This window comes from Dyadobacter sp. HNCC25DJ184, from assembly GCF_056895215.1.
This window is the reverse complement of the sequence record NZ_JBXHAQ010000013.1, coordinates 44,759-67,937: the sequence shown is the minus strand read 5'-3', so window position 1 is coordinate 67,937 and position 23,179 is coordinate 44,759. Positions and strand designations below refer to the sequence as shown.

Sequence of the window (23,179 nt, the reverse complement as noted above, 5' to 3'; positions counted from 1 at the left end):
TCTCATGGACACATTACCGCCTGATTATGAGAGTGGAAAATGTTTCTGCCAGAAACTTCTACGTAAATGAGGCTGCTGATCAACAATGGAGTAGCCGCGTTCTAGAGCGCAATATCAACACCTTTTACTTTGAGAGGATACTGTCGTCAAAGGAAAACAAAAAGCCTACATCTGCTGCCACGAAACATACGCTTGACGACTTCATCAAAGATCCATATGTTTTCGAATTCCTGAATATCCCTCAACCTTTCATGGCGAATGAGCGCGATATAGAGTCGTCCCTGATTCAAAACCTGCAGCACTTCCTTCTGGAACTCGGAAAAGGTTTCTCATTTGTGGGTCGTCAGTTCCGCATCAGCACCGAAACCTCTCACTTTTATATTGACCTCGTATTTTACAATTACATTCTGAAATGTTTCGTCCTGTTCGACCTTAAGACCGGCAAGCTTTCACATCAGGATACGGGCCAGATGGATATGTACATCCGCATGTTTGACGATCTGCAAAGAACAGAAGGAGACAATCCAACGATTGGTATCATATTATGCAGCGAAAAAGAAGAGACCGTTGTCAAATATTCCATTCTCAAGGGAAATGAACAGCTTTTCGCCACCCGATACCGACTTTTCCTACCATCTGAAGAAGAACTTATCGCCGAAATTGAACGTGAGAGAACACTGATAGATAGTAAGATACAAAATAACAATCAGCAGTCGTCTTAATACCGACGAAAATCAGGATACAAAATTCCAAGAATTAGTCCTAGTCCAGACGGATCCCCAAATACCTACATCCCATCCGTTGTTTGCTTGAAAATGTTGGACATTTCACTGTTGAATTTCTCTGTATCAAATAATAATGTGCTATTCTCCGAAAAGTACCTTTTCAGCTACAAAATTTCAGTTCGATTGTTTTAATTTGTGGGAGCTCAGCGTTATAAATTCACCTCCTTTATTCGTTATCAGGTATGTTACATTTCTTACGTACACTCCTTCTGATCTTTTTCTTATGCATTTGTGGTGCAAAAGGGATGGCAACTCACATCATGGGTGGAAATATTGAGATGAAAGCGCTTGAAAAACAGCCCGGGAAATATAAGATCACCTTAAAAGTATATATAGACGAAGCCATTGGGCTCGGATCAGCTCCAGAGCTTGAGGTCACTATTTTCAGAAAATTTGGTGATCAAAAAATAATAGAATTAAAGCTTCCCCGGGTTTCTGAAAAACAAGTCTTATACGAAAACGAAGCCTGTACAGAATCCCGCCGCCTTAAAACATCGTTTGTTCACTACGAAAGCATTGTGACATTGGACCCTTCGAAGTACGCCCACCCTCAAGGCTATTACATAAAATGGACAGATTGCTGCAGGAATAATGCCATAACCAACCTGAAAACCCCATTTGTATTAGAAACGATATTGATTACCTATTTTCCTCCACTTACTAAAGATGGTAAGCCCTTTCTCGATTCGACGCCCTCTTTTAACGAAATAGACGGAGCCTACCTTTGCATTGGAGAACCGTTTAATTTCCCTTTTGACGCCGTTGACGAAGACGGCGATGAATTGCGGTACAAGATGCGCGACCCGGAAGGCTTCAATCCCAATCAATGGGAAACAGGATATAGCGCAACCAATGCAATTTCGGGGACTCCAGGCCTACAGATCGACGCCAAAACCGGAGAGCTTTTCGTCGTTCCTAATAAATTAGGCCTTTTCGCATTTTCTGTTTTGGTGGAGGAACTGCGTGATGGTATTGTTATAGGTTCAGTGGCACGAGATTATCAGCTATATGTGGTAGATTGTCCGCCGGCGATTCTCCCCGATCCGATAGCGTACATCAATGGACAAGCCGCCACCGAGGCATCCATCTGTGCGGGAAATACTATACGCCTAACTTCTACAGTCGATCCTAACTGGAACTACCAGTGGAAAAAAAATGGCAGAAATATTGAAGGTGCCAATAAGTCGACGTTGGAAGTTTCGGAAGAAGGTGAATATCAGCTATATATATCCTCTGTTTCAAACTGTTCCAAATCGGGGAAGTCCCAAAAAATCCTGGTCGACGTATCAAAACCAACTTTCGAGCTAAAATACGACGGCTTTCCGCTTATATGCGAAAATGGAGGACAATTTGACCTATATGCTCCTATAAATGGCAATTACGGCTTTGAGTGGTACAAAGACGGCGTAATTGCCCCGGGTGAACGAGAAGTTGTTCAGGCAACAACCCAGGGTAAATATTGGCTGGTCGTAACGGATAATTCAGATGGATGCAAATCTTTTTCTGATACTGTCGACATTGAAAAGGGTGAAATTCCGGTTGCTATCATTAGTACGGCCAATAATACCACCTCTTTCTGTCCCGGCGATTCTTTGTTAATTTCCTCAACGGACGGCAAGCCGGATTACCACTATTTATGGAGCAGGGATAACCTGCCGATCGAAGGGAGTGATGCCCAGCTTTACGTCAAAGAAAGCGGAAGCTACACTGTGCAGATAACCGATCCCGCTGGTTGCTTGAATAACTCCAATACGCTGGCCATCACGCTAACCGAATCTGTTACTCCTTATATCATCCCGATACTAGCTATCTGTGGGGCTGAGCACTCTCCCGTTCAGATGGCGGGGTTTCCCTCCGGCGGTACGTTCAGTGGGCCAGGTGTGGCAGGAGATAATTTCGACCCCAAGATTGCTGGCGTGGGAATTCACGAGGTTAAATATACAGTCACGGGGACAGGGTCTTGTCCAAGTGTGTCTGCTACCGAAACGGTTCAGGTATATGCCTTACCAAAAGTAGATATTGCCCCGGAAGTAACCGTTCAAAAGGGAGGCAGTGTTTACATCGGTAACGACGAGCTCAACGACTACCTATACGATTGGTTTCCGTCTGATTATCTGGACAATCCAAACTCTCCGAACCCACTTGCCACGCCAACAGACAATCAGGTATATACCGCAACGATTACTGACTCGCAAGGATGCGCACTGGAAGTATCTGTCAATGTGAAGCTTAATTCTCATATTTCCGTCCCGGATATTTTTTCGCCTAATGGTGATGGAATTAATGAAACCTGGGAGCTTAAAGGCACAGACTTGTACCCTGAACTGGAAGTAGTAATATATAATCGATGGGGAGTTGCTGTCTTTTCTTCAAAGGGGTATGCCGTGCCATTTGACGGAACTTCTCAGGGAGTGATCTTACCTGCGGGAGTTTATGTCTACAGAATTGCCGATAACAAGTCAACCCTGGCAACAGGTTCTTTGATGTTGGTGAGGTAATTTTCAAGGCGTTACAATTTATGTTAGAACTACTGGCGGTCATTACTTTCTTCTGATATATATATTATTTACGGAACTATGCCTACCTGCGCAGCAAGTCAGAAAAGGAAGCCGAAGCATTCGCTGCCGGAATCGCGTTATATAAGGATGGCAGATTGGATCCAGCCTTTTGAATATTTTGATAGAATAATCACCCAACGACCTAATCCGCGGTAGCGTATCTATATCCTCCTGAGCAGCATCCACATGAATGGGGGTAAACGAAAATTGAAGCGATGGAAAGGAACTGGGTTTATAAACCGATTTGGTTTTGGGCGATATCCTGGAGACATTAAGCCTGTCAATACCCTGTTTTGTACGAATCCATAGCGTGCCGCGCTTATCGTCCACAATTCCAAGGATATTATCAGATCGGATACTATTCTTTCCCCTGTGTCGGATATGATGGAAAATGTTATTTTCCCGATCAAAAAGATCGAGCCCATGGTTGCGTGTTCCCACCCAAAAACGCCCCTTCGAATCCTCCAGCACGCAGGTTAGGTCGTCACTACCAAGAGATGTGGAGTCGCCCGGATCGTGGTGGTAGATTTTAAAGGAAGCTCCATCGTATTTATTCAGACCGTCGCCGGTAGCAAATAAAACCCTGAATAGACATAAAACCACGCAACAAACGGACTTCGTTCCGATATATCTTGCACAGTCATATGTCCTCCATCCTCTCATTAAATTCAGGTGTTACCGGTAAAATCCCGTAAGTCGCAAGATATTACTTTACCGATATTCTTTCGGATTTAACAACTTATATATGGGTTATACTCATCTGTTTAAGGTAAAAAGTAGTTCAAAAAAATATTTTAATATCACATGTTTTTTATGAATACGGAGCGGAATGATTTGATATTTCATTTCCATATTCTGGCACAGGTTTTTATATCGCCTGAGTTAATATCAATCATCCTATTTAAGTCGAAATTTTTATGAAGATCAAAGGAAGAAGCACCTTCACATATGATGTATATTCTCCTACGAATGTTACAACTATGCTACGTCCACGTCGTCAATCGGGGCAATCAATTTTGCAGGAAGGTTTCAATATTAACCCGCCGGTGGAATTTTCGGAATACACAGATTTGTACGGGAACCCGTGTCAGCGTTTTATACTACCAGTGGGTCAGGTTACTATCACAACGGAAGTGCAGGCTCAGGTCGGCCCCACAAAACCAATTCCTTTTCCAGTTCCTGAATATATGCTCGTTGGCAATCTGCCGGACGAAGTAATGCATTATATCCTTCCTAGTCGCTATTGTGAGTCTGATTTGCCTGAAATAAGCAAACTGGCAATGGAAATCGCAGGGAATTTTGTGCCTGGATATGATCAGGTCGAAGAAATCAGAAAATGGATTCACAAAAACGTGAAGTACCAATATGGCGTAACCGACTCGAGTACAACAGCTTTGAACCTCGCCCAGAACCGGATTGGGGTTTGTCGCGATTTTACCCATTTGGCGATTGCACTTTGTAGAAGTCTGAGCATACCAGCAAGAATGACAGTGGGTTATCTCGACAAGCTGCAGGACATGGACCTGCATGCCTGGTTTGAGGTATATATAGGCGGCGAATGGTATACTTTCGATGCGGTTCAGGAAGTTACCGAGGGTTACCGAATAGAAATTGCCCATGGACGCGACGCGGCCGACGTGGCGATGATTACCCAATACGGGAATGCAACTTTACAATCGCTACATGTGGAAGTTCAGCTGCTGGAGGCTGAGCCTGCTACGAATTAATAGATTTCAAATTGGACAGGGTTAATTTTCCTGTCCAATTACAGAATTTATTTATTTGATGACACTTAGGCCGCTTTTTTATTTCCACTTACTCCGCCTAGCGTCGACAGAAAATTAATTAACGTTGGAATTGCGGCCGACAGGGCACCCAATGTTGTGATCAGTTTGGTGCTTGTTTCATGCTGAGAGGAGACGATGAAAATCAGAATCGCAAGCGAAATCATGATAAGAGGCATTCGAATTCTGTTCCAATGGCTGTTATCGTTGATTTTTTCAATGAGCTTGCCCATCTCGAGCCCGCCAAGACCAACCATCACAAAACCACGAAACGCTGGCTTAAACAATTTCATTCTGCCGTCCATTTTCACAATCAGTCCCTTTCTCTAGAGCAAAGCGAGCGTATACTTATCATAGGTATTCATGATCCCATCCTCTGCGAGGTCATAAATCATAAATTTCTCCTCCTTACTGAGAGATTGCCAGATGGTAAAATAAAAGTGGTGATCCGATACAAGTGACTCATATAAAGGATCTTCCCTGCATTCCCTATTGCACTGACGATTCGTTTTAGATTCCGAGATCTGATCCAGCTGCATCTTGAAAGCACCCAGGACCGTATGCCAGCGACTAACCGTCTGACTATCGTGGTTATTTGCTTCCGACTTACAAACGATGTCAATCATCATATCAGGACTTATGGTCGACAGAATCAATAGCCTGGAATTTGCAGCTCTCAGCAATAGATTTTCCAGCAACATCAGCTTAAAATGAATGGCCTTTATATTGTTGAAGCCATGTTCGAAATGACGTAAAATAATCAATTCATATTTGTCATTATAACATTCGTCCAATTGGCTATCCCACACTGCCTTCTCTACCTCCCCGTCCGGTTGAATTGTTTGCGAGAAGTCAAAAACAATACGACTATAACCCACAAGCTGATCATTATCAAGCAGTTGTTCGATATAGTCAAACTTTCCAATACCGGGATATCCTACAAGATAAACGTGATTTGTTTTAAGGCATTTTTCCAGTTCGTCATGATAAAAGTCAGCAGATATCCCCGTTCTTACTCCTATTGCGAATATCTTCTTAATGAGGCGACTAAAAACAAAATACAAGCCAGCCAAAGCAAGGAAAAACAGTATCCACCATGATATCGTTAGCGGGCTGGAAAAACCGGGAAGATGAAAATTAAGTGCTGAAGAACGAATACTCAATATTCTATCGGATAATTTGAGGCGGGTAACGGTTGGCTCATCAATCGAAGCGACACGCTCCATTAAATCATTAAACTTAAAATTGCCAGCCGCAGATCTGTTCAAACTAATCGCCCCCGGCATTCTTTCGCTTCGGTAAATATGAAAAAATTGTATTAAAGAAATAAACCGTAGATTCTCTTTACGATCCGGTTCGTCATGATGTTTCAAACTCGTATGTTCTTTCAAAAAGGACACGCTCGAAATCCATCTTCCATCTCTGTAAATAAAATCAGTCAAACTGTCCGACATCGGGCGATTGAAAAATCGATTACGATCATTGGTCTTTCCAGTCGCCTCCTGTAAACTGGCTTCCGCCGCCCGAACGTGGTTGAAGCGAGCTACCACGTGCTGATCGTAATCATAGGAGCCCCTAAAAAATACCAGAATTGGCAGTCCCATAACGACCAGCATCCAGGAAAATAATACGGCGGCATAACTTCCTCCGAAATTTATCTTTCGGATCATACTTCCAGCTAAATTACCTGGCGCCAATTTTTTATGAATAACCAGAAATATAAAAGCGGGTAGAGCGATACAAGTAATTTCAAAAATAAAAAAACGCCACCTTGATTCATCAAGACTTCCAAATGCCACTACATTTATAATTAGTAAAACAAACGCGCCCCATCCACCAGCCCGCTTTCTATACCATGACGACGGAACATCACTATTGGAAAACTTCTGAACAAAAAGTATATTCAAAAACACGGGTATCGCGGTGATTCCCGCTAGCAGCATAAATATTCGCGACAAAAATGTTTGGAACGGAAAGAAGCAAATCGATATACAAATAAAAACATTAAAGCCCGTTGAAATAATATATTCCAAATTGCTGGATTCCCTGGGACCAATCCAATCTGTGTCAAATATCTTATTCTTATAAATTGAAGGTTTTGCAGAAGCAAAAAATACGATTAATATCTGAATCACCACCAAGAGGAATATCAGAAGTTGCATTGATATTGTAAAACCAAAAACGTTCACGTCGCGATATTCATCAAATACAAGGTCTTCAAGTATAACTAAATGATATGGAACTCCGCCACCAATTGGACTAACAATCACACTATATTCATTCCCATAGTATTGGGTATTAAATGCATCCTCTGATCCGGAGCTTATGGAATATTTTAGTTCATCTGATGCAGAAAATTCTTCAAATAAATTCTCATTAAGGTTTTTGGTACTATCAGAATGATAAAGCACCTTCCCATCCTGACTTACAACCGCAAAGTTGTAAATGGGTGGCAATTTTGCATGCCTCAAACTTTTTAATTTGAAAGAAATGGACGCCACGGTAGTATCACCAAGTCGGGATTTTATCGAGATATTTGTCAGAAACTTTCCTGAGACCCAAGACACAAACGGCTGGGTATAGAATGCTGAATCAGCACGCGATGCAAGCCTGTAAGGCATGTTATTAGTAATTCCTTGAAAGTACGGCCGCTCTTTAAAATTCCCTTTAAACAGCGGATAATCTTTGCTTGATGTCCAGGTTCTGAATTCCTCTCCATCCGACCTCATCCAATAGGCCCGATCCAGATCGATATCTTTTGCCAAATTGTATATCTTTTTTAGGTCGTCTTCCTGATTCGTGAATTTCCTATTTTTGACTACGGTTATAAAATCCTTTTTGAAAGCGGGAGCAGTACCCAACTTATCCAGAAGATGAAGTATTTCAAAGTTTGAAGTAATTTCTTTGATATATTCCGATTTAATATTTTCAGCTAAAACTTTCTTTTTGGGCGTGGTTGGATTATCGCATACGCCACTGTACTTGATAAAAATTAAAAATATAATAGACATTAGAAACATTGTAACTATCATCACAGAGAGCGCATCTGATAACGATAACTGATCTTCTTCCACCAACTGGAATAGTTTCAAAATCGGGAATGTTACGAGAATAAGCGTAAAGATTGTTATGAGAAATAGAATTAGTCTCGGTGGCAATCGGGTCTTTGCATGAAAAAAGTGATCCTGGGACAGAAGACCCACAACGAGGAAATTCGACTTGCCATCGACCCTGACTGGCTGGACGAAACATCTGTATTTTATACCACCGAATTCCCTATCGATAATTGAAGCACCCGTCAAATTACCGTCAGGCTTTAATGTACTGTCCCGCTTGACATCCATTCCCGAGGCAAAGCTTTCAAACAATACTTGATCATCTCCGATAACTATATATCCATCAAATACATTTAATGGCAGGATCGGTTTTATAAAATTCTCAATATCATAGTTAAGCCGTAATTCGTAGCCGCCTTTTTCATTTATATACCTCCATCCAATTAGTGTCAGTTTCTTCTTTGAGGAATTAAATTCTGACTCCTTTGTCATTAGAATCCTTTGCTTACTTTTGTCTCTTGACATGAAACCTTGCCAAATACCAAATTCCTCTCCGTTTTTAAATATATCAGCACCAATTGGCCGGATAAAGCCAATGGGAAAATTAGCAGTTCGTTGCTTTCCAAGAAAATCATTTAGTTTTTCGAGCTCTTGGCCTGACATATTTGTTAAAATGTCGTTTTTCAGATATGTCTCAATTTGCCTGTGACCGCCATCAATCTTTGAATGAAAATTCTTATCTATTTTCCTTAGCGTTCTGAACTTCCATTCATTTATATCCAATTCATTTTTTGGGAGGTAGGCAAAATAATACAGACAGCCCAAGACAATCACCGCAATCAGTGACAAAAAAAATGGCATTCTTTCTTTGGAAAATGATAACGCTTTCATAGTGCGGGGGCTTTCACTTTATCAAAACTAACCTTCGTCCAGACCAGCAATCTCATATTGAGCTGGTCTATAATCGGACGAATAAGTGTCAAAATTTCCAACTTTCTGATTTCCAATACAATACTTAAAATTCAGTATTTTAGGAAGCGGCGCAGGGGTCAATTCGTGCATAAGGATATTGACATTCCTGCTAAAGTGGGCACTCATTTTTCCCTTAATATACAGGCATCAAACGTGAGGCCCTCTCGAGTTGAAACGGGCTTTTGAGGAAAAGACATAAAAAATGGAATAGCCTAAATCAGCTATTCCATTTTTTATTTTGCCGGAGGTTTTTAAATTGATATGGGGCGCATCCCGACAAAAAGCACCGCGGTTTCCTTAAAGTTGCTCTTTCTTCACCACTTTCTCGGGCGAATCGGTCGGCATTTTATCTCCTAATAATTTCCCCCAGGGCTTAAGGCCTTCAATCCGGTCGAATATAATTTTCAGAACAGCCACAAATGGGATCGATAAAAACATACCGCTCACCCCCCATAAATTTCCGCCGAGTAGTACCACCAGTATCGATATCAAGGCATTAACAGAGACTTTGGAGGATACAATTCTCGGTACGATAACATTATTGTCGACAAATTGGATCAACGTATATGCTCCAACGATAAGAAGTGGCGTTGTTAAGTTATCTCCTGTTATCAACGACATCAGGACAGGAAGTGCGATGGCTATGATACCGCCGATATATGGTATCAGGTTTAATATTGCCCCGATAACTCCTAGTAAAACAGCATATTTGACACCGATAATAAGCAGCGCTGTTGAGTTGAGAACTGCTATGATCGACATTTCGATCATCAGTCCGACTATATAGCTCTGAACTGCACCTTTTGTTTCCTGTAATATTTCGGCAACCTTCTCCGAATGATCTTCCTCAAAAACTTCGAAAATAAAATTTAGAAGCAGAGGTTTGTAAAATAGCAACAAAAACACGTACAACGGAATCAGTACCAGGAACGTAAGCATCCCCATCACAGTATTCAGGGTTTTGCCGACAAAGGCTTTGCTTCCATTCATCGCATCCTTGACCATACTCGTTTGCTTTGCCACAGACAAGCCAAATTGTTCAGTGATCCAGGTCTGGCCTTCATGGAGCAGGGTAAAAAACTTGGTTTCCAGCTGTGGCAACATTTCACCAAACTGCGCAATTTGCGCCGAAAGAAAAAACATAATGCCGGCCACTACCAAAACGGCCAAAAGAATGGTGAGAATGATCGCCAGGATCTTGTTTACTTTTTTACTTTCCAGAAATACGTAAACAGGATTTAGCAAAATCGCTATTAACCCGGCAAATGAAAATGGAACGAATACGTCCTGAAGCAACGAAGCAATTAGGAAAAATAAATAAAGGCCGATTATAACCAGCGGTGCTTTGATATAAAATGGATACCCTGCTTCAACCTCTTCCTCCTCGCCTTCTGCTAAACTTTTCATCCTTCTCTTGTAAATTTTGGCCATCTGAATTTTGTGTTAAATCAACTAAACTGGTTTAATATTTCTTAACAAAAGAATAATGCCTGCATTGGACCCCGGCGTTATTATCAGCAACTTTTGTCCATTAAGATAGATAAATTTAACTTCATAATTTCCCGTGATATCTGGACGCGTTCCTCCCAACTTTCCGCGCATCCTGTCCTATGAGCCCGTCATTGCCAGCAATCACTATATACGCCTCGACCGATCCCAAACAAACTCGGGAGAAATCAGTAGTATCAGCCACAAAATGCTTATTATTAGCAGTATAACGATCGATTAAGATGAATAAAACTATTTTGCTGGTATCTGCATTTTTTGTCTTTATACAACACTCATTCGCCCAACAGGTTATTCGTCTTTATGAAGGCAAGGCTCCCGGATCCGAAACCTGGACCTGGAGTGAGGCAAGGAGTAATAAAAATGCATTCAATACCGAGGTTATTTACAATGTTTCTGACCCAACTATCACGGCCTATTTACCTCCGAATTCAATAGCGAATGGAACTGCCATTATCATTGCGCCGGGCGGAGCGTTTCATACATTATCGATTAACAGCGAGGGAGTTGAGGTTGCTAATTGGCTCAATACTAAAGGTGTGGCTGCTTTTGTATTAAAATATAGAGTCGTGAAAAGTGAAACCGATGATCCTGTCAAAGAATTGCTTCCACTTCTTATGAGCGGCAACTTTGCCAAAATGGATTCCATCAATGCCCCGGTTGTGCCTCTTGCCATGGCAGACGGCTTAGCAGCCGTAAAATATGTCCGCAGCCATGCCAAAGAATTGAAAATTAATCCCCAAAAAATCGGATTCATGGGCTTTTCGGCTGGCGGGACGGTCACGATGTCGGTGATATATAACGCAAACGACGATAACAGGCCGAATTTTATAGCACCAGTTTATGCATATGAGAAAGCGATTATCGGTAACAAAATCCCAAAAGCGACCACGCCAATTTATGTGTTGGCGGCAAGCGATGATAACTTAGGCTTCGCGACACACAGCGTTCATATTTATGAAAAATGGTTAGAAGCAAAACAACCCGCAGAATTGCACATGTATCAAAAAGGCGGTCATGGGTTTGGTATGAGTAAAAACGGCATTCCCACCGATAATTGGATCGAACATTTTGGTGACTGGCTGAAACTGAACGGATATCTGCCGTCTGGAAAATAACAAATTAATTTAATGTTATGCAAAAGAGAGCGATTATGTCAACAGCGTGGGACACCCTTTACCCTTAGTCCCTTTGTGTCTTCATGGCAAATCAAATTCAACCCACACAAGCATATAACAGTTTATAAATCAAGAATATAAATTCCAACGTCAATGAAAAAAGGATTGTTAAAAACGGCATTGATCCTCTGTGCATATGTAAGCGTCTCTACTGTTTTTGCTCAAAACGTGTCGAAGGCAATCGCTCCTGCTTATGCTTCAAACACTAAAGTTGAAAAGAAGCAGTATGAAAACGATGAAACGAAAGAACGACTTAACCATACAAAAGGCCCGGGCTGGAAACTAGGTATTGCCTTATACACATTTAATCCATCTCCGTTGGAAGAGCAGTTTGAGCTCGTCAGAACCGCGGGCTTAACATATATCGAGGGCTATACATTCGGAAAAGCAGGCCCGGAGCTGAAGGACAGCCTGATCATGAACCTCTCCGCTTCCGGTTTGGACAAATTGTATAAGACGATCGAAAAAAGCGGGTTGAAAATGGAATCAATATATGTTGTCGGCGGAAAAACGATTGATAAATGGGTAAAGGATTTTGAAATAGCCAAACATTTGAAGGTAAAATATGTTACTGCTGAGCCCCCTGTAAATCTGCTAAACAGCGTGGATAGCCTCGCAGGGGTATATGGGATAAAAGTGGCGTTACACAACCACTGGAAAGGTACAAGCCAATATTGGCACCCCGATTCTGTTTTAGCAGCTTTAAAAAATCGCCCCAATTTGGGTGCTTGCCCGGACGTGGGTCACTGGCCGAAATCGGGTATTAACCCGACCGAAGGCATTAAAAAATTGTCAGGCCATATCATTGCGATGCATTTGAAAGATATTGCCGAATATGACAACCCAAAATTAAAAGATGTAACAGTGGGCACTGGCATTATTAAATTCCCCGAGATTTTTGCGGAGTTGAAACGTCAGAAATTTTCAGGAAATATGATGATTGAACGAGATCAGCAGGATAAGCCAAACAATCTGACGTCTGTCACTCAAAGCATTAGATATTACAAGGAAACAGCTAAGTAATTTCCAGATTTCAACCTTAATTTATCAACATTTATTTCAATTGAACCTATGCGTTTACTCATCCTCCTGCTATCCGTTTTTGCAGCCTTCTCTTGTCAGAAAAAAACAACTCCAGTTGAGTCTTCGCTCGTTGAATATTTCAACTACAATGATTCAATAGAATCGGGAGGCGTTAAAATGATTCCTATTAAGACGCCTGTTGGTGATTTTAAAGTCTGGACGAAACGATTCGGCACGAACCCTAAAATAAAGATATTGTTGCTGCACGGTGGACCTGCGATGACGCATGAATATATGGAATGCTTCGAGACCTTTTTTCAAAGAGAGGGTTTTGAGTTTTATGAATACGACCAGCTGGGTTCTTATTATAGCGACCAGCCAACAGACAGCACGCTCTGGACTACCGATCGTTTTGTAGAAGAGGTGGAGCAAGTACGGCAAGCAATTGGCGCCGACAGTACCAATTTTTATGTAATCGGGAATTCGTGGGGAGGGATTCTGGGTATGGAATATGCTTTGAAATACCAGAAAAACTTAAAGAGTCTGGTTGTAGCCAACATGATGGCAAGCGCTCCTGAATATGGAAAGTATGCGGAAGAAGTGCTTGCCAAACAAATGAAGCCGGAAGTCCTGGCCGAAGTGAAAGCTATTGAGGCGAAAAAGGATTTTGCCAATCCGCGCTATATGGAGCTCCTCATCCCCAATTTTTATCAAGAACATTTATGTCGTTTGAAAGAATGGCCGGACGGATTTAATCGATCAATGAAGCACGCAAACGGCGTCGTGTATACGATGATGCAAGGCCCGAGCGAGTTTGGTATCAGTGGCAGGCTAGCAAAATGGGACATCAAAGAGAGACTGAAAGAGATCGCAAAACCAACCCTGATGATCGGAGCGAAACATGACACGATGGATCCAAAAGCGATGGAAGAACAAAGTAAACTGGTTCAAAAAGGTCGTTATCTATATTGTCCCAACGGAAGCCACCTGGCTATGTGGGACGATCAGAAAGTGTTCATGGAAGGTGTTGTTCAGTTTATCAGGGATGTTGATTCCGGGAAGATGTAGTCTGGTAATTGTGCGTGGTTGAATTATCAAAAAATCATTCAGCCCTTTGAAAACTCAAGTACAGTTGAATTAAACTCAATCAAAAAAACACCGTAAGACTCAGCCTCGCAAAGAATGGAGTTCCTGGCGTGAAATGTATTTCCTCGACTGGCTGGCTCTCTCCTTTCAGACGGCTTTCTGTGTCAAATTGTGTTTCTTTCCAACGTGTATTGAACAAGTTTTGAACCGATAATCCTACATTATATCTCTTTTTTGAGTAATTGATCTGTGCATCAGTCACGAAGTATCCTTTTGCAACAATGGAATTATCCTCATTGGCTGGCCTGTTGGCCATATAGCGATATCTTAATGATCCGCTGAATCCATTGGCCATTTGCGCCACGATCCCCCCGGTTGACGTAAAGAGTGGCGCGAGTGGTAAATAGTTCATGCCCTCCATCTCGCCAATAGCCCTTGGTTTCGCGGTGCTGATATCAACATCGGCGTATAAAATTTTTGAGATTTGATAACGAACTGAAAGATCCAGACCCTGTCTTTTCGACTTGCCACTTGGTTCGATCACGCCCGCATCGCCTACATAGACAAATTCCTGCTGCAGCCATAAATACCACGCAGCGAAATTGATCAATATTTTCGGAGTAGGTTTCAATATGAAGCCAAGGTCGGACCCATATGCCCCGGGCAAAATCTGTTTTCCACCTTGCGGAACCACTACCCTCGTATCATTGGAATGGAAACCTTTTCCTGAATTAAGATATAACTGAAACCGCGGATTAAAGGTGTAATAGAAATTCAGCTTCGGCGAGACAATCGCATCCTGGGCATGTTTTGTATTGATGGGCTGACCAAGCAGGTCCTTATACTGGTTACGAAAATAATCTATTCTCACTCCAGCATTGATCGTAAACCGGTCGTTAACCTGAACTAATTCATCCAGATATGCGCCCGCGTTCAACTCATTTACATTTCCATATTGGTTACGCTGCAATATTTCTGTCCTGTTTTTGGTATGAGAAAGTTCGGAACCGCTGGTTATATCCTGTCTGTATTGCAACCCTGCCGTTGTGGTCCACTGCGTTTTGCCCCAAAAAACCTGTTTTGATACACTTCCGTTATAGCCAAATAAATTCCGTTTTTCCCTTTGCCTGATCTGATCTCCGTTGATACTATCTTCCAGAAAAAAGGTGAAATTCGAGAACAGTTCGAAGTTGTAATTGCTGTAAAAAGCCTGGTTCTTAACGACAAAGTTCTGAGGTGTAACCGTAACAAACTGCGCATTGAAGTTGGTACGACTGGTCTCCCCTCCTTCTGAGGGATCAATCGAACCGAAAAAACCGATCTGGCCGGATTCATATGCTCGGTCGGGAATTTGTCCTGAGTGATTCCATTTACTCCAAAAAGTAGAGCCGGTCAAGGTCATATATGTGTTTGGGGCGATATGACCATGGTATTTGCCCATGATATTAAACCTGTTGAAATTCTGGGGATTTTCAAAATAGGAATTCGTGAAAGAATATTCAGAAGCGACATAGGCAGACTGACCATTAGCTTTTGCCTTTTGACCCAGCAAATCGATCCCTGCAACAGCGCGATAACTGTCATACTGCCCAGCTTCCAATTTTACAAAAGATCGATCCAACGCATCTTTCGTACGAAAGTCAACCCATCCGGCTGTTGTAAAATTTCCTTTCTCCGCGTTATATGGCCCTTTTTTGAAATCCACACCCTGCACCATCTCCGGTATCACAAAATGAAGATCCGCATAACCCTGTCCGTGGGCGTGAGAAACCATATTGACCGGCATTCCGTCGACTGTCAGGCGAATATCTGTTCCATGATCCAAATCAAAACCACGTAAAAATATCTGCTCTGCCTTCCCACCACCGGCATGCTGACCGATAAAAAGTCCGGGCACCATGCGCAGGATTTCCTGAGAATTGGTAATTGGTCTCAGCTTGATATCCAGGCTGCTGATCAATTGCTGGTCATGCGCTTTTTGAGATGATATCAAAACCTCATTCAGTTTGACTTCTGACCCTGTCAGCTCAGTTTTTGCAAAAACCGTTTGGTTATCCTGAACTATCAACCTGATAATCTCCGTATTAAATCCGACGTGAGACAATTCAATTTTATACTCAGAGGCGACCAGACCCTCAAATCTATATTGACCCAATTCGTTGGTATAGGTCGACTTTCCAAGCCCTGAAAGCTGAACCGTCACGCCAGATAAAGGAAGATTACTGTTGTGATCAAACACCGTTCCAGAAATATTTCCAAGGTGCGCAAATGCCTGAAAAGCAATTAACAGCCAGCAAATAGTGAGTAGATATTTCTTCATTTTTGTAATATAAACTTTATCAAAACATCCCTTTCATTAGCCCATAATCCGCAAAGAAACTCATATCGGCTGATTTTATGAAATCGATTTCAACTACAAAACAAATGACGGATTTGTTTTCTTCGCCTGCGCAGCCAGCTTTTCACCTGTAGCCTTATTGCCAACTGCCAGCTGAATAGCACTTGCCATCTGAAGTAATTCCGGCTCCTTACTGCCTGTACGCAATGCTATATTGATATGTTCAAGGGCTACGCTATTTTCCTTTCTCTTGTAATAAACCCAGGCAAGGGCATGATTGACATCGATATTCTTCGGTCTTCTTTTGTACTCTTTAAGCCCATATTCCAATGCTGAATCCAGTTGCCCGGTTTTGGTATATAGTTTACATAGTTCCAGATCAACAGCGTGGCCCGACATGGCATCTTCATCTAGCATCTTCACCACTTCTGCATACTTTTTAGCTGCTTTTTCTTTTTCGCCCTGCAGTGCATAGATGTCGGCCATTTCTTCATGGAAAGAAAATTCAGGCATTATTTTAGCCGCTTTTTCCAATTCCGCCAATGCCTTTCCATATTCCTTTCTCGCTTTATATACCTGGCCTTTTCCACGTAGTGCAAAGGCATAACTAGGGCGCATAATCAAAATTTCATCATATTGACGCTCTGCTTCATTGAGTTGCCCGGTGGTTTCGTATAAATGACCAAGTGTATTTTTACTCCAGCAGTAAGGTTCCGATCCTGGCAATCCCGCCTGAACCGCCAGCTTCATTGCCGCTATCGAGCTGGGATAGTTGCCATAAATTTCACGCAAATAGGACGCACGGGAATAGGCTTCCAGAGAAGGTTTTAACTCCTGCATTTTGTCCGACATAATCACGGCCTGCTCATAATCACCCAATTCGACATTGGCATCGACCAATACGCCATATACGTATGCATTATTCGGGTTAATCTGACGAGCCTTTTCGGCCAACCTTCTCGCTTCCGAAAACTGGTGCTGCGACATCTTCACAGAAGCTTTAAAAGTGGTAGCTTCAAAATTCTTCGGATCCATTGCCAACACTCCGTCCAGAATTTTCAATACCGCCGGGTAGTAATATGGATGCTCTCCGGTAATTCGAGCTTCTGACAAATAAATGACAACCACCTGCAATCTTGCCTTAATATCACTTGGATTTTCTTTAATTTTTTTAGTTAGGTCATTGACCCTGAGCTTCGTTTTCTGCCATTCTTCAGCCTTTGCCAGCGTACCCTGACGTTCGTATAATGGCGGAATATCCATGCTGACTGACTTGCTTTCTGCGGTTTCGGACTTTTTCTTTTCATCGCAACTCAGCTGTAACATCGCTAACGACGCCGCAATCAGGCAAAACATAATTCGTGACAATATTGGGTGCTTTTTCATGAAACAGGATGTTAAAAGTTAAAAACAGCCAGAGGTTAATAAAAGCTACATTTTACAATAACCTCAACCTCCCTCCGGCCGACAAAACCCGCAATGGTTTAATTTTTAATAACGTAATACTTTAATCGTGTACTTATTAGTGGCAGTGCTCACCCGGATGTAGTAGAAACCGCTTGATTTGCCGAGTTTAACCGACCGCTGTTCAGCTGCAGAGGCGCGTCCTACCACTTGCTGTCCGATAACCTGCCCTCTGCTGTTAGCCAGGTCAATTTGCACTTTCTGACCGGCTGCACCTTTGATCTGGATCACCACTTCGTCGTTCGTCGTAGGATTACCCATTACGTATGCGCTGAGAGGCTCCGACTGAGTTTCGCCAATTGATAATCCCAACCTCATATTCGACTGACAAGGCTTACGGAAATCAAAATCGGTGCTTACCTCTGATGCCGGATCTCCCTGATAACGAGCCTTTACAACCAATATACTGCGGCTGTTATTATCCCTAAGCAGCTCTTGCTCAATCATCCGCATTTTGCTTGTCCCCCAAACGCCATTCACCACACCGGCCGCTGAATATTCAATTATTTTATTTGGATCAGCGCCTGTCGTTCCGAAAGTGATCATGCCTGTGCTGCATTCATAATTTTCAACAATTGCTGCTAGCATCATCGGTTTTGGAGTTTCGACTACGGTGCCCTCATAGCTATTTCCCCGGAAACCTGGCCATGGATTTTGTTCATATGGAAAAACTGCCTTTAAAGTTGTGTCGTTCTTAGTAACACCGGCGTTGAAAGTCAAAACACTCAATAAATTTGGAGTCACCGGACTTTCAGTTACCTGAGGTGTAAAATCGTCGTACCATAGACCAATCGCAGCCAATACTACACCGCCAACTGCCTGCAGCTCAATGGTTGTAACATCATCTTCCAAACGACGTCCATTTGGAAAGCCATCCATATTCGGAATCCATTGAAGATCTTTATTCTGATTATATGCCGGATCTGTCAACCCAAGTGCTGCCGCCTGAACAAGACCCAACGAGCTGAATTTCGGATCATCACGGGGAGTAGCAGGTACTGCCATATTCAATCTAAGCCAGTCACCAAGTGTTGGAAGGAAGTTATTGATAAATGGTTTTCCTTCTGCAAGTGGATCGCCGTTTTTGCCAGTAGCCAATTGATATGGACGTAAATTAGGCACCCCGGTATAGAATATAGGAAGGATATCAACTGCCCTTGGACTCATGGCATCTGGTAGCAAAACGCTTCCAAAAGCAGCCTCAGCCAAAGCTGTTCCGTCCAGCGCCGCGTTTCCTTTCAAACCGTAAAGTCCTGGCTTGCCATTCCGGAAATCAAAAGCACCTAAAGATTTGGTTTGGATGCGAAGCGCGCTCAATCCCGGCACTGCTGTTCCGAACTGAGAATCATCCATATACAACGCCAGTTCAGGATTTGTGAAATACTTGGCAAACTGAAGATCCTGCGAAGGTTTCATTGCATTCCATTTGTCTTTCATCCCAACCGGGATAATCGCTTCGTTGGTTAAAGGCATTCCCAAACGCGAAACCTGAACCCAATCACCATCATATCCTATATCTCCACCACCATAAAGCGTAGTAATCTTGCGGCGACTAGCGGATGCATATACTCCGATGACATAATCACCATCCAATATATTAGCAGCCTGAGCTACAGTTTTATGGTTCTTTTGTAAGGTCGCCACGGGTACCTCAATCACAATTGAATGACAATTGAATTTTGCAACACCGTCTCTCGCGCCTTCTTTTCTTACGTTACCCAAATCAAAAATACCGCCCAGATCAACAAAAAACGGATCATCAACCGGTCCTGCAAATATCTTTTCACCTGTGCTGGCAGTCATGATAGCCTTTTCAACCAATTGCTCATAACTGGAACCTAAACCAACTGTTTTGTTATCAATTGACCGTGGGCCAATATGAGGCGGTGGTACGATTCCATTTTCGATAATGGTCGTAAAACTGTTTCCACCGTCCATACTGCGTTCGCAAGTGTAGGTAGTTTTAAGATTTTCTTTTCCCAGACGAATGAGGAAAAACGTCGATGGATCTTCGTTCATTTTCTTGAACGTAAATCTATATACGATATCCGCTCCGGCGGTCCCTGCGTTGTTGTCTACGTGAATTTCATATCGGATATTTTCTCCGAACGAAGTCCAGTTTGGTCCACCCGCAGGATGCTCGAATGGAATGTAGTTGGCAACCAACACGATATTCTCTTTGTCGATCGGGCTTTTGAACGCATACACATCGGTGTTGTCAGCCAGCGGATCAGTTGAAATCAGCGGTGCCTCCCGGTGAGAAGAAGCCTGAGATTGATAGGGAGCCAGACATATGCATGCGAGTACCCCAACCAGATATATAATATTTTTCATAAATACGATTTTTATAATTTGAGCTTAAAATCTGGCCTTCTCTTCGTAGTCATATCCTCTCCACGGATTTTGCACATACGGGAACGTCGCTTTCAGCGCAACGTCATTTTTAGTCGGCCCGGATGTGAATGACAGCACGCTTACCAAAGCAGGAGATACCGGAGCTTCCGCAGTAGCATCGTCGTAGAATAAGCCTACAGCCGCGAGCACCACACCGGAAACAGCCTGAAGTTCGATCGTCGTGACGTCATCTTCCAACCTGCGTCCGTTAGGAAATCCATCCATATTAGGTATCCATTGCAAATCTGTATTTGTGTTATATGCTGCATCGGTGATACCTAATACGGCTGCTCCAACCAAACCGAGCGAACTGAATTTCGGATCATTGCGAGGAGTTGCAGGAACTGCCATATTCAACCGCAGCATATCGCCAAGCGTTGGTAAGAAGTTATGAATGAACGGCTTACCGGCCGCTAACGGGTTGTTATTTTTGCCGGTTGCCAATTGGTATGGGATGAGATTCGGCACTCCGGTATAAAATATTGGTAAAAGATCCACAGCACGCGGGCTTGCATTGTCTGGCAACAATACCCCTCCAAAAGCAGCTTCTGCAAGCGCAGTTCCATCCAGAGCAGCATTTCCTTTCAAACCATACAAGCCTGGTTTTCCATTGCGAAAATCGAACGCCCCCAGTGAATTAGATTGAATTCTAAGCGCATTTAAAGATGGAACGGCTCCTCCAAACTGAGAATCATCCATATAAAGCGCCAATTCCGGATTGGTAAAATATTTGGCAAACTGAAGATCTTCACCATTATACGGGCTTGTGGCGTTCCATCTGTCTTTCATCCCAATCGGAATTACCGCTTCGTTTGTCAGAGGCATACCCAGGCGAGAAACCTGAACATATTCACCATCGTGCCCAACATCTCCTTCATTGTACAAAGTTTTGATCATCTGCCTGCTAGCGGATGCCCAAACACCAATTACATAGTCTGGATCAAGGATATTTTTTGCCGCGTCCATCCCTTTTCCATCCTTCTGAAGCAAATTAACCGGCACTTTGATCGCGATGCTATGAACATTAAATCTGCTGAGACCGTCTTTGGGCGCATTGGTGGAATTGCCTTCCGGTCTGAAATTCCCTACATCAAAAGCACCTGCCAGATCTACAAAGAATGGATCGTCAACTGGTCCGGCGAATACTTTTTCGCCGCTTGAGGCTGTTGCAATCGCTCCCTCAACAAGGGAATTGTAATCGGCCGCTCCTAAACCGACAGCGCCCTCAATAGAACGTGGGCCAATATTGGGTGGCGGTACTATTCCATTGGCCACAATTGTTACAAATGACATTCCGCCATCCATGCTTTTTTCGCAACGGTAGGTTGTTTTTCCGTTCTGTTTACCTAAGCGGATGTTGAAAAATGTTGAAGGATCTTCATCTTCCCGTGAGAATGTAAAACGATACGTGATATCGTCGCCTGCAGTTGTGGTTTTGTTTTTAATGTGAATCTCGTAACGAACATTTGTACCGAAGTTGTAGTAATTCGGTCCTCCTTCAGGTGATTCAAAAGGAATGTAATTGGCGATAATCGTAATACTGTTGGGGTCATCGGGGCTTTTGAAAGCATAAACATCGGTATTGTCTGCCAGCGGGTCGTTTGAAATAAGCGGAGCTTCCCTGTGGCTGGAGGCGTAGCCGATTTCGCATGCCATCAGTAGCGCACAACAAAGGAATCCAGTCCTGAGCCGGCTCAAGCGAAACGAAGAAATGTGCATAATGTAGACGTGTTTAAATATAAAAAAGGGATTAACGGATAAAAAACTAGAGCGCACGATATATTCTCCTACAAAGAGGAGCACATGTCAGTGCCAGTATTGCCAGCGCTGACTTACAACCATATTTGTCTAAGACATCTAGACTTACGAGATAAATTGATTTTTAGATCGATTTTATTGTATTATTCTCAAAATAAAACGTATAACCAATGACCGTCGCAGATTTGAATTTGATCGCCGCAGGTATAATTCGGATGTACAGAGTGAGATACTATTCTCCGAAGAGAAACCCAGTATTTTGAGAAAATCAGGAACAACCAGAAGCTGGAAGCATTAGGACGGGAAATTCAGGCGTGAAATAGAATTAATATACCACGCTATTTTTTTAGATTCTTTCTTTTGAAATAGTAAAACATACCTACCCGGTTGCCATCTTTAAGCACCGCACTTTCATAGTGTTCCCAGCCGTTTCTCTCTATAAAATTAATCACCGATGCGGTCGATCTGAACACCATTCTGGTATTGGTCGAGGGATCCATGATTCGTTGATTGGCATTGCGTACACCAATAGTAGCGTAATTAGAATTGTCGTTTTGCCCGTAATCAACATATACATCCACAGATTTGATGGCGGAGCTCCGTTCAACAAATACCTCCACCACCTGAACACTGTCCAGCTCATTGATATCGACTTTCCCTACCATAATTTGAGCAAAGGCATTTACAGATGCACAAAGAAGAATACCGATCATCAAACAGTTTTTCATAAGGTCATGGCTTTTCACAAATATATAGGATTTGCTATATGTTCCTGGCAGGCTACTTGTTAAGAAATTGATAAGCGAAATCAACAGGCAATCCTTCGCGTCAAACTGCTTATGGTCTGACGGGAAACTGGCGCACATATGGTTTACCAGTACTCCAGCAATGCAGTATTATCTTATTGTTAATCAATCACATCGCGTCTTCCAATGATTAACTTTGCAGCAGTAATGATATACCACCATGATCCACGAAAAAACGTTCACCCTTGAAACGGGACGATCCGTTAAGGTTATTGCGAAAGCGCAGTCGACCTCAGACCTTTTGCTAAGCGAACCTGAAATTGAGGTTCTGATCAAAGAACCGAAAGAAGAAAATTTTCATCCACCGATCGGTGTTGCTCATCCAAAATACTGGAAATTAAAAAGGCTGAATTCAAATGAATCAAAATCGCTTCAGATCAAATATAGCGGCATCAAGCAAAAGCAGCTAAGAAAGACAATTAGGGAATTCCAGCGTTTGACAGGCACTGATGTAAAATCTTCCAATTGATA

General features: G+C 42.6%; 17 protein-coding genes. 7 read left to right on the top strand and 10 right to left on the bottom strand.

What is annotated here, in order from left to right; all coding sequences use genetic code 11:
• The first annotated feature begins 26 nt into the window (after window positions 1-26).
• Together AC1XUD_RS18965 and AC1XUD_RS18960 are read left to right on the top strand one after the other, a co-directional pair.
• Window positions 27-722 (top strand): PDDEXK nuclease domain-containing protein, encoded by a 696-nt coding sequence (locus tag AC1XUD_RS18965; protein ID WP_483362618.1) that lies wholly within the window; start codon window positions 27-29, stop codon window positions 720-722.
• Window positions 723-1,030: 308 nt separating this feature from the next.
• Window positions 1,031-3,283 carry a T9SS type B sorting domain-containing protein gene (locus tag AC1XUD_RS18960; protein WP_483362617.1) on the top strand — a complete coding sequence of 751 codons (2,253 nt, stop codon included), beginning with the start codon at window positions 1,031-1,033 and terminating at the stop codon, window positions 3,281-3,283.
• A 42-nt stretch (window positions 3,284-3,325) separates the two neighbouring features.
• Here the strand turns inward: AC1XUD_RS18960 and AC1XUD_RS18955 are convergent, their stop codons facing one another.
• Window positions 3,326-4,006 carry a ligand-binding sensor domain-containing protein gene (locus AC1XUD_RS18955; protein ID WP_483362616.1) on the bottom strand — a complete coding sequence of 227 codons (681 nt, stop codon included), beginning with the start codon at window positions 4,004-4,006 and terminating at the stop codon, window positions 3,326-3,328.
• Window positions 4,007-4,260: 254 nt separating this feature from the next.
• On the opposite strand from AC1XUD_RS18955, the gene AC1XUD_RS18950 reads away from it, so the two are divergent.
• The gene (locus AC1XUD_RS18950; protein ID WP_483362615.1) at window positions 4,261-5,070 is read left to right on the top strand and encodes a transglutaminase domain-containing protein; all 810 of its coding nucleotides are present in this window, start codon (window positions 4,261-4,263) and stop codon (window positions 5,068-5,070) included.
• 65 nt (window positions 5,071-5,135) lie between these two features.
• Here the strand turns inward: AC1XUD_RS18950 and AC1XUD_RS18945 are convergent, their stop codons facing one another.
• From AC1XUD_RS18945 to AC1XUD_RS18930, 4 genes are all read right to left on the bottom strand, one after another.
• On the bottom strand, window positions 5,136-5,420 hold the full coding sequence (locus AC1XUD_RS18945; protein ID WP_483362614.1) for a hypothetical protein: 285 nt from the start codon (window positions 5,418-5,420) through the stop codon (window positions 5,136-5,138).
• 33 nt (window positions 5,421-5,453) lie between these two features.
• Window positions 5,454-9,074, bottom strand: coding sequence for a cache domain-containing protein (locus AC1XUD_RS18940; RefSeq protein ID WP_483362613.1), 3,621 nt, complete (start codon window positions 9,072-9,074; stop codon window positions 5,454-5,456).
• A gap of 27 nt (window positions 9,075-9,101) precedes the next feature.
• Window positions 9,102-9,281 (bottom strand): hypothetical protein, encoded by a 180-nt coding sequence (locus AC1XUD_RS18935; protein ID WP_483362612.1) that lies wholly within the window; start codon window positions 9,279-9,281, stop codon window positions 9,102-9,104.
• Window positions 9,282-9,452: 171 nt separating this feature from the next.
• A complete protein-coding gene (locus AC1XUD_RS18930) occupies window positions 9,453-10,562 on the bottom strand; it encodes an AI-2E family transporter (RefSeq protein ID WP_483362611.1) in 1,110 nt (369 codons plus the stop codon).
• A 323-nt stretch (window positions 10,563-10,885) separates the two neighbouring features.
• Here AC1XUD_RS18930 and AC1XUD_RS18925 point away from each other — a divergent pair, with 323 nt between their 5' ends.
• From AC1XUD_RS18925 to AC1XUD_RS18915, 3 genes are all read left to right on the top strand, one after another.
• The gene (locus AC1XUD_RS18925) at window positions 10,886-11,779 is read left to right on the top strand and encodes an alpha/beta hydrolase (protein WP_483362610.1); all 894 of its coding nucleotides are present in this window, start codon (window positions 10,886-10,888) and stop codon (window positions 11,777-11,779) included.
• 153 nt (window positions 11,780-11,932) lie between these two features.
• Window positions 11,933-12,862 carry a sugar phosphate isomerase/epimerase family protein gene (locus AC1XUD_RS18920; protein WP_483362609.1) on the top strand — a complete coding sequence of 310 codons (930 nt, stop codon included), beginning with the start codon at window positions 11,933-11,935 and terminating at the stop codon, window positions 12,860-12,862.
• A 48-nt stretch (window positions 12,863-12,910) separates the two neighbouring features.
• The gene (locus AC1XUD_RS18915) at window positions 12,911-13,930 is read left to right on the top strand and encodes a proline iminopeptidase-family hydrolase (RefSeq protein WP_483362608.1); all 1,020 of its coding nucleotides are present in this window, start codon (window positions 12,911-12,913) and stop codon (window positions 13,928-13,930) included.
• A gap of 79 nt (window positions 13,931-14,009) precedes the next feature.
• Here the strand turns inward: AC1XUD_RS18915 and AC1XUD_RS18910 are convergent, their stop codons facing one another.
• From AC1XUD_RS18910 to AC1XUD_RS18890, 5 genes are all read right to left on the bottom strand, one after another.
• Window positions 14,010-16,268, bottom strand: coding sequence for a TonB-dependent receptor (locus AC1XUD_RS18910; RefSeq protein ID WP_483362607.1), 2,259 nt, complete (start codon window positions 16,266-16,268; stop codon window positions 14,010-14,012).
• 93 nt (window positions 16,269-16,361) lie between these two features.
• The gene (locus AC1XUD_RS18905; RefSeq protein WP_483362606.1) at window positions 16,362-17,672 is read right to left on the bottom strand and encodes a tetratricopeptide repeat protein; all 1,311 of its coding nucleotides are present in this window, start codon (window positions 17,670-17,672) and stop codon (window positions 16,362-16,364) included.
• Window positions 17,673-17,777: 105 nt separating this feature from the next.
• Window positions 17,778-20,084, bottom strand: coding sequence for a DUF4331 family protein (locus AC1XUD_RS18900; RefSeq protein ID WP_483362605.1), 2,307 nt, complete (start codon window positions 20,082-20,084; stop codon window positions 17,778-17,780).
• A 24-nt stretch (window positions 20,085-20,108) separates the two neighbouring features.
• Window positions 20,109-21,800: a DUF4331 domain-containing protein gene (locus AC1XUD_RS18895; protein WP_483362733.1), complete on the bottom strand. Its 1,692-nt coding sequence runs from the start codon at window positions 21,798-21,800 to the stop codon at window positions 20,109-20,111.
• Between the two features lie 440 nt (window positions 21,801-22,240).
• A complete protein-coding gene (locus AC1XUD_RS18890; protein WP_483362604.1) occupies window positions 22,241-22,768 on the bottom strand; it encodes a hypothetical protein in 528 nt (175 codons plus the stop codon).
• Between the two features lie 100 nt (window positions 22,769-22,868).
• Here AC1XUD_RS18890 and AC1XUD_RS18885 point away from each other — a divergent pair, with 100 nt between their 5' ends.
• Window positions 22,869-23,177: a hypothetical protein gene (locus tag AC1XUD_RS18885; RefSeq protein WP_483362603.1), complete on the top strand. Its 309-nt coding sequence runs from the start codon at window positions 22,869-22,871 to the stop codon at window positions 23,175-23,177.
• The last annotated feature ends 2 nt before the right edge of the window (window positions 23,178-23,179 follow it).

What these genes read in the sequence shown, in the direction of transcription:
- AC1XUD_RS18965 (WP_483362618.1), top strand. Translation starts at nt 27, where the DNA reads ATGAGAGTGGAAAATGTTTCTGCCAGAAACTTCTACGTAAATGAGGCT.
- AC1XUD_RS18960 (WP_483362617.1), top strand. Translation starts at nt 1,031, where the DNA reads ATGGCAACTCACATCATGGGTGGAAATATTGAGATGAAAGCGCTTGAA.
- AC1XUD_RS18955 (WP_483362616.1), bottom strand. Translation starts at nt 4,006, where the DNA reads ATGAGAGGATGGAGGACATATGACTGTGCAAGATATATCGGAACGAAG.
- AC1XUD_RS18950 (WP_483362615.1), top strand. Translation starts at nt 4,261, where the DNA reads ATGAAGATCAAAGGAAGAAGCACCTTCACATATGATGTATATTCTCCT.
- AC1XUD_RS18945 (WP_483362614.1), bottom strand. Translation starts at nt 5,420, where the DNA reads ATGAAATTGTTTAAGCCAGCGTTTCGTGGTTTTGTGATGGTTGGTCTT.
- AC1XUD_RS18940 (WP_483362613.1), bottom strand. Translation starts at nt 9,074, where the DNA reads ATGAAAGCGTTATCATTTTCCAAAGAAAGAATGCCATTTTTTTTGTCA.
- AC1XUD_RS18935 (WP_483362612.1), bottom strand. Translation starts at nt 9,281, where the DNA reads ATGAGTGCCCACTTTAGCAGGAATGTCAATATCCTTATGCACGAATTG.
- AC1XUD_RS18930 (WP_483362611.1), bottom strand. Translation starts at nt 10,562, where the DNA reads ATGAAAAGTTTAGCAGAAGGCGAGGAGGAAGAGGTTGAAGCAGGGTAT.
- AC1XUD_RS18925 (WP_483362610.1), top strand. Translation starts at nt 10,886, where the DNA reads ATGAATAAAACTATTTTGCTGGTATCTGCATTTTTTGTCTTTATACAA.
- AC1XUD_RS18920 (WP_483362609.1), top strand. Translation starts at nt 11,933, where the DNA reads ATGAAAAAAGGATTGTTAAAAACGGCATTGATCCTCTGTGCATATGTA.
- AC1XUD_RS18915 (WP_483362608.1), top strand. Translation starts at nt 12,911, where the DNA reads ATGCGTTTACTCATCCTCCTGCTATCCGTTTTTGCAGCCTTCTCTTGT.
- AC1XUD_RS18910 (WP_483362607.1), bottom strand. Translation starts at nt 16,268, where the DNA reads ATGAAGAAATATCTACTCACTATTTGCTGGCTGTTAATTGCTTTTCAG.
- AC1XUD_RS18905 (WP_483362606.1), bottom strand. Translation starts at nt 17,672, where the DNA reads ATGAAAAAGCACCCAATATTGTCACGAATTATGTTTTGCCTGATTGCG.
- AC1XUD_RS18900 (WP_483362605.1), bottom strand. Translation starts at nt 20,084, where the DNA reads ATGAAAAATATTATATATCTGGTTGGGGTACTCGCATGCATATGTCTG.
- AC1XUD_RS18895 (WP_483362733.1), bottom strand. Translation starts at nt 21,800, where the DNA reads ATGGCATGCGAAATCGGCTACGCCTCCAGCCACAGGGAAGCTCCGCTT.
- AC1XUD_RS18890 (WP_483362604.1), bottom strand. Translation starts at nt 22,768, where the DNA reads ATGTGCGCCAGTTTCCCGTCAGACCATAAGCAGTTTGACGCGAAGGAT.
- AC1XUD_RS18885 (WP_483362603.1), top strand. Translation starts at nt 22,869, where the DNA reads ATGATCCACGAAAAAACGTTCACCCTTGAAACGGGACGATCCGTTAAG.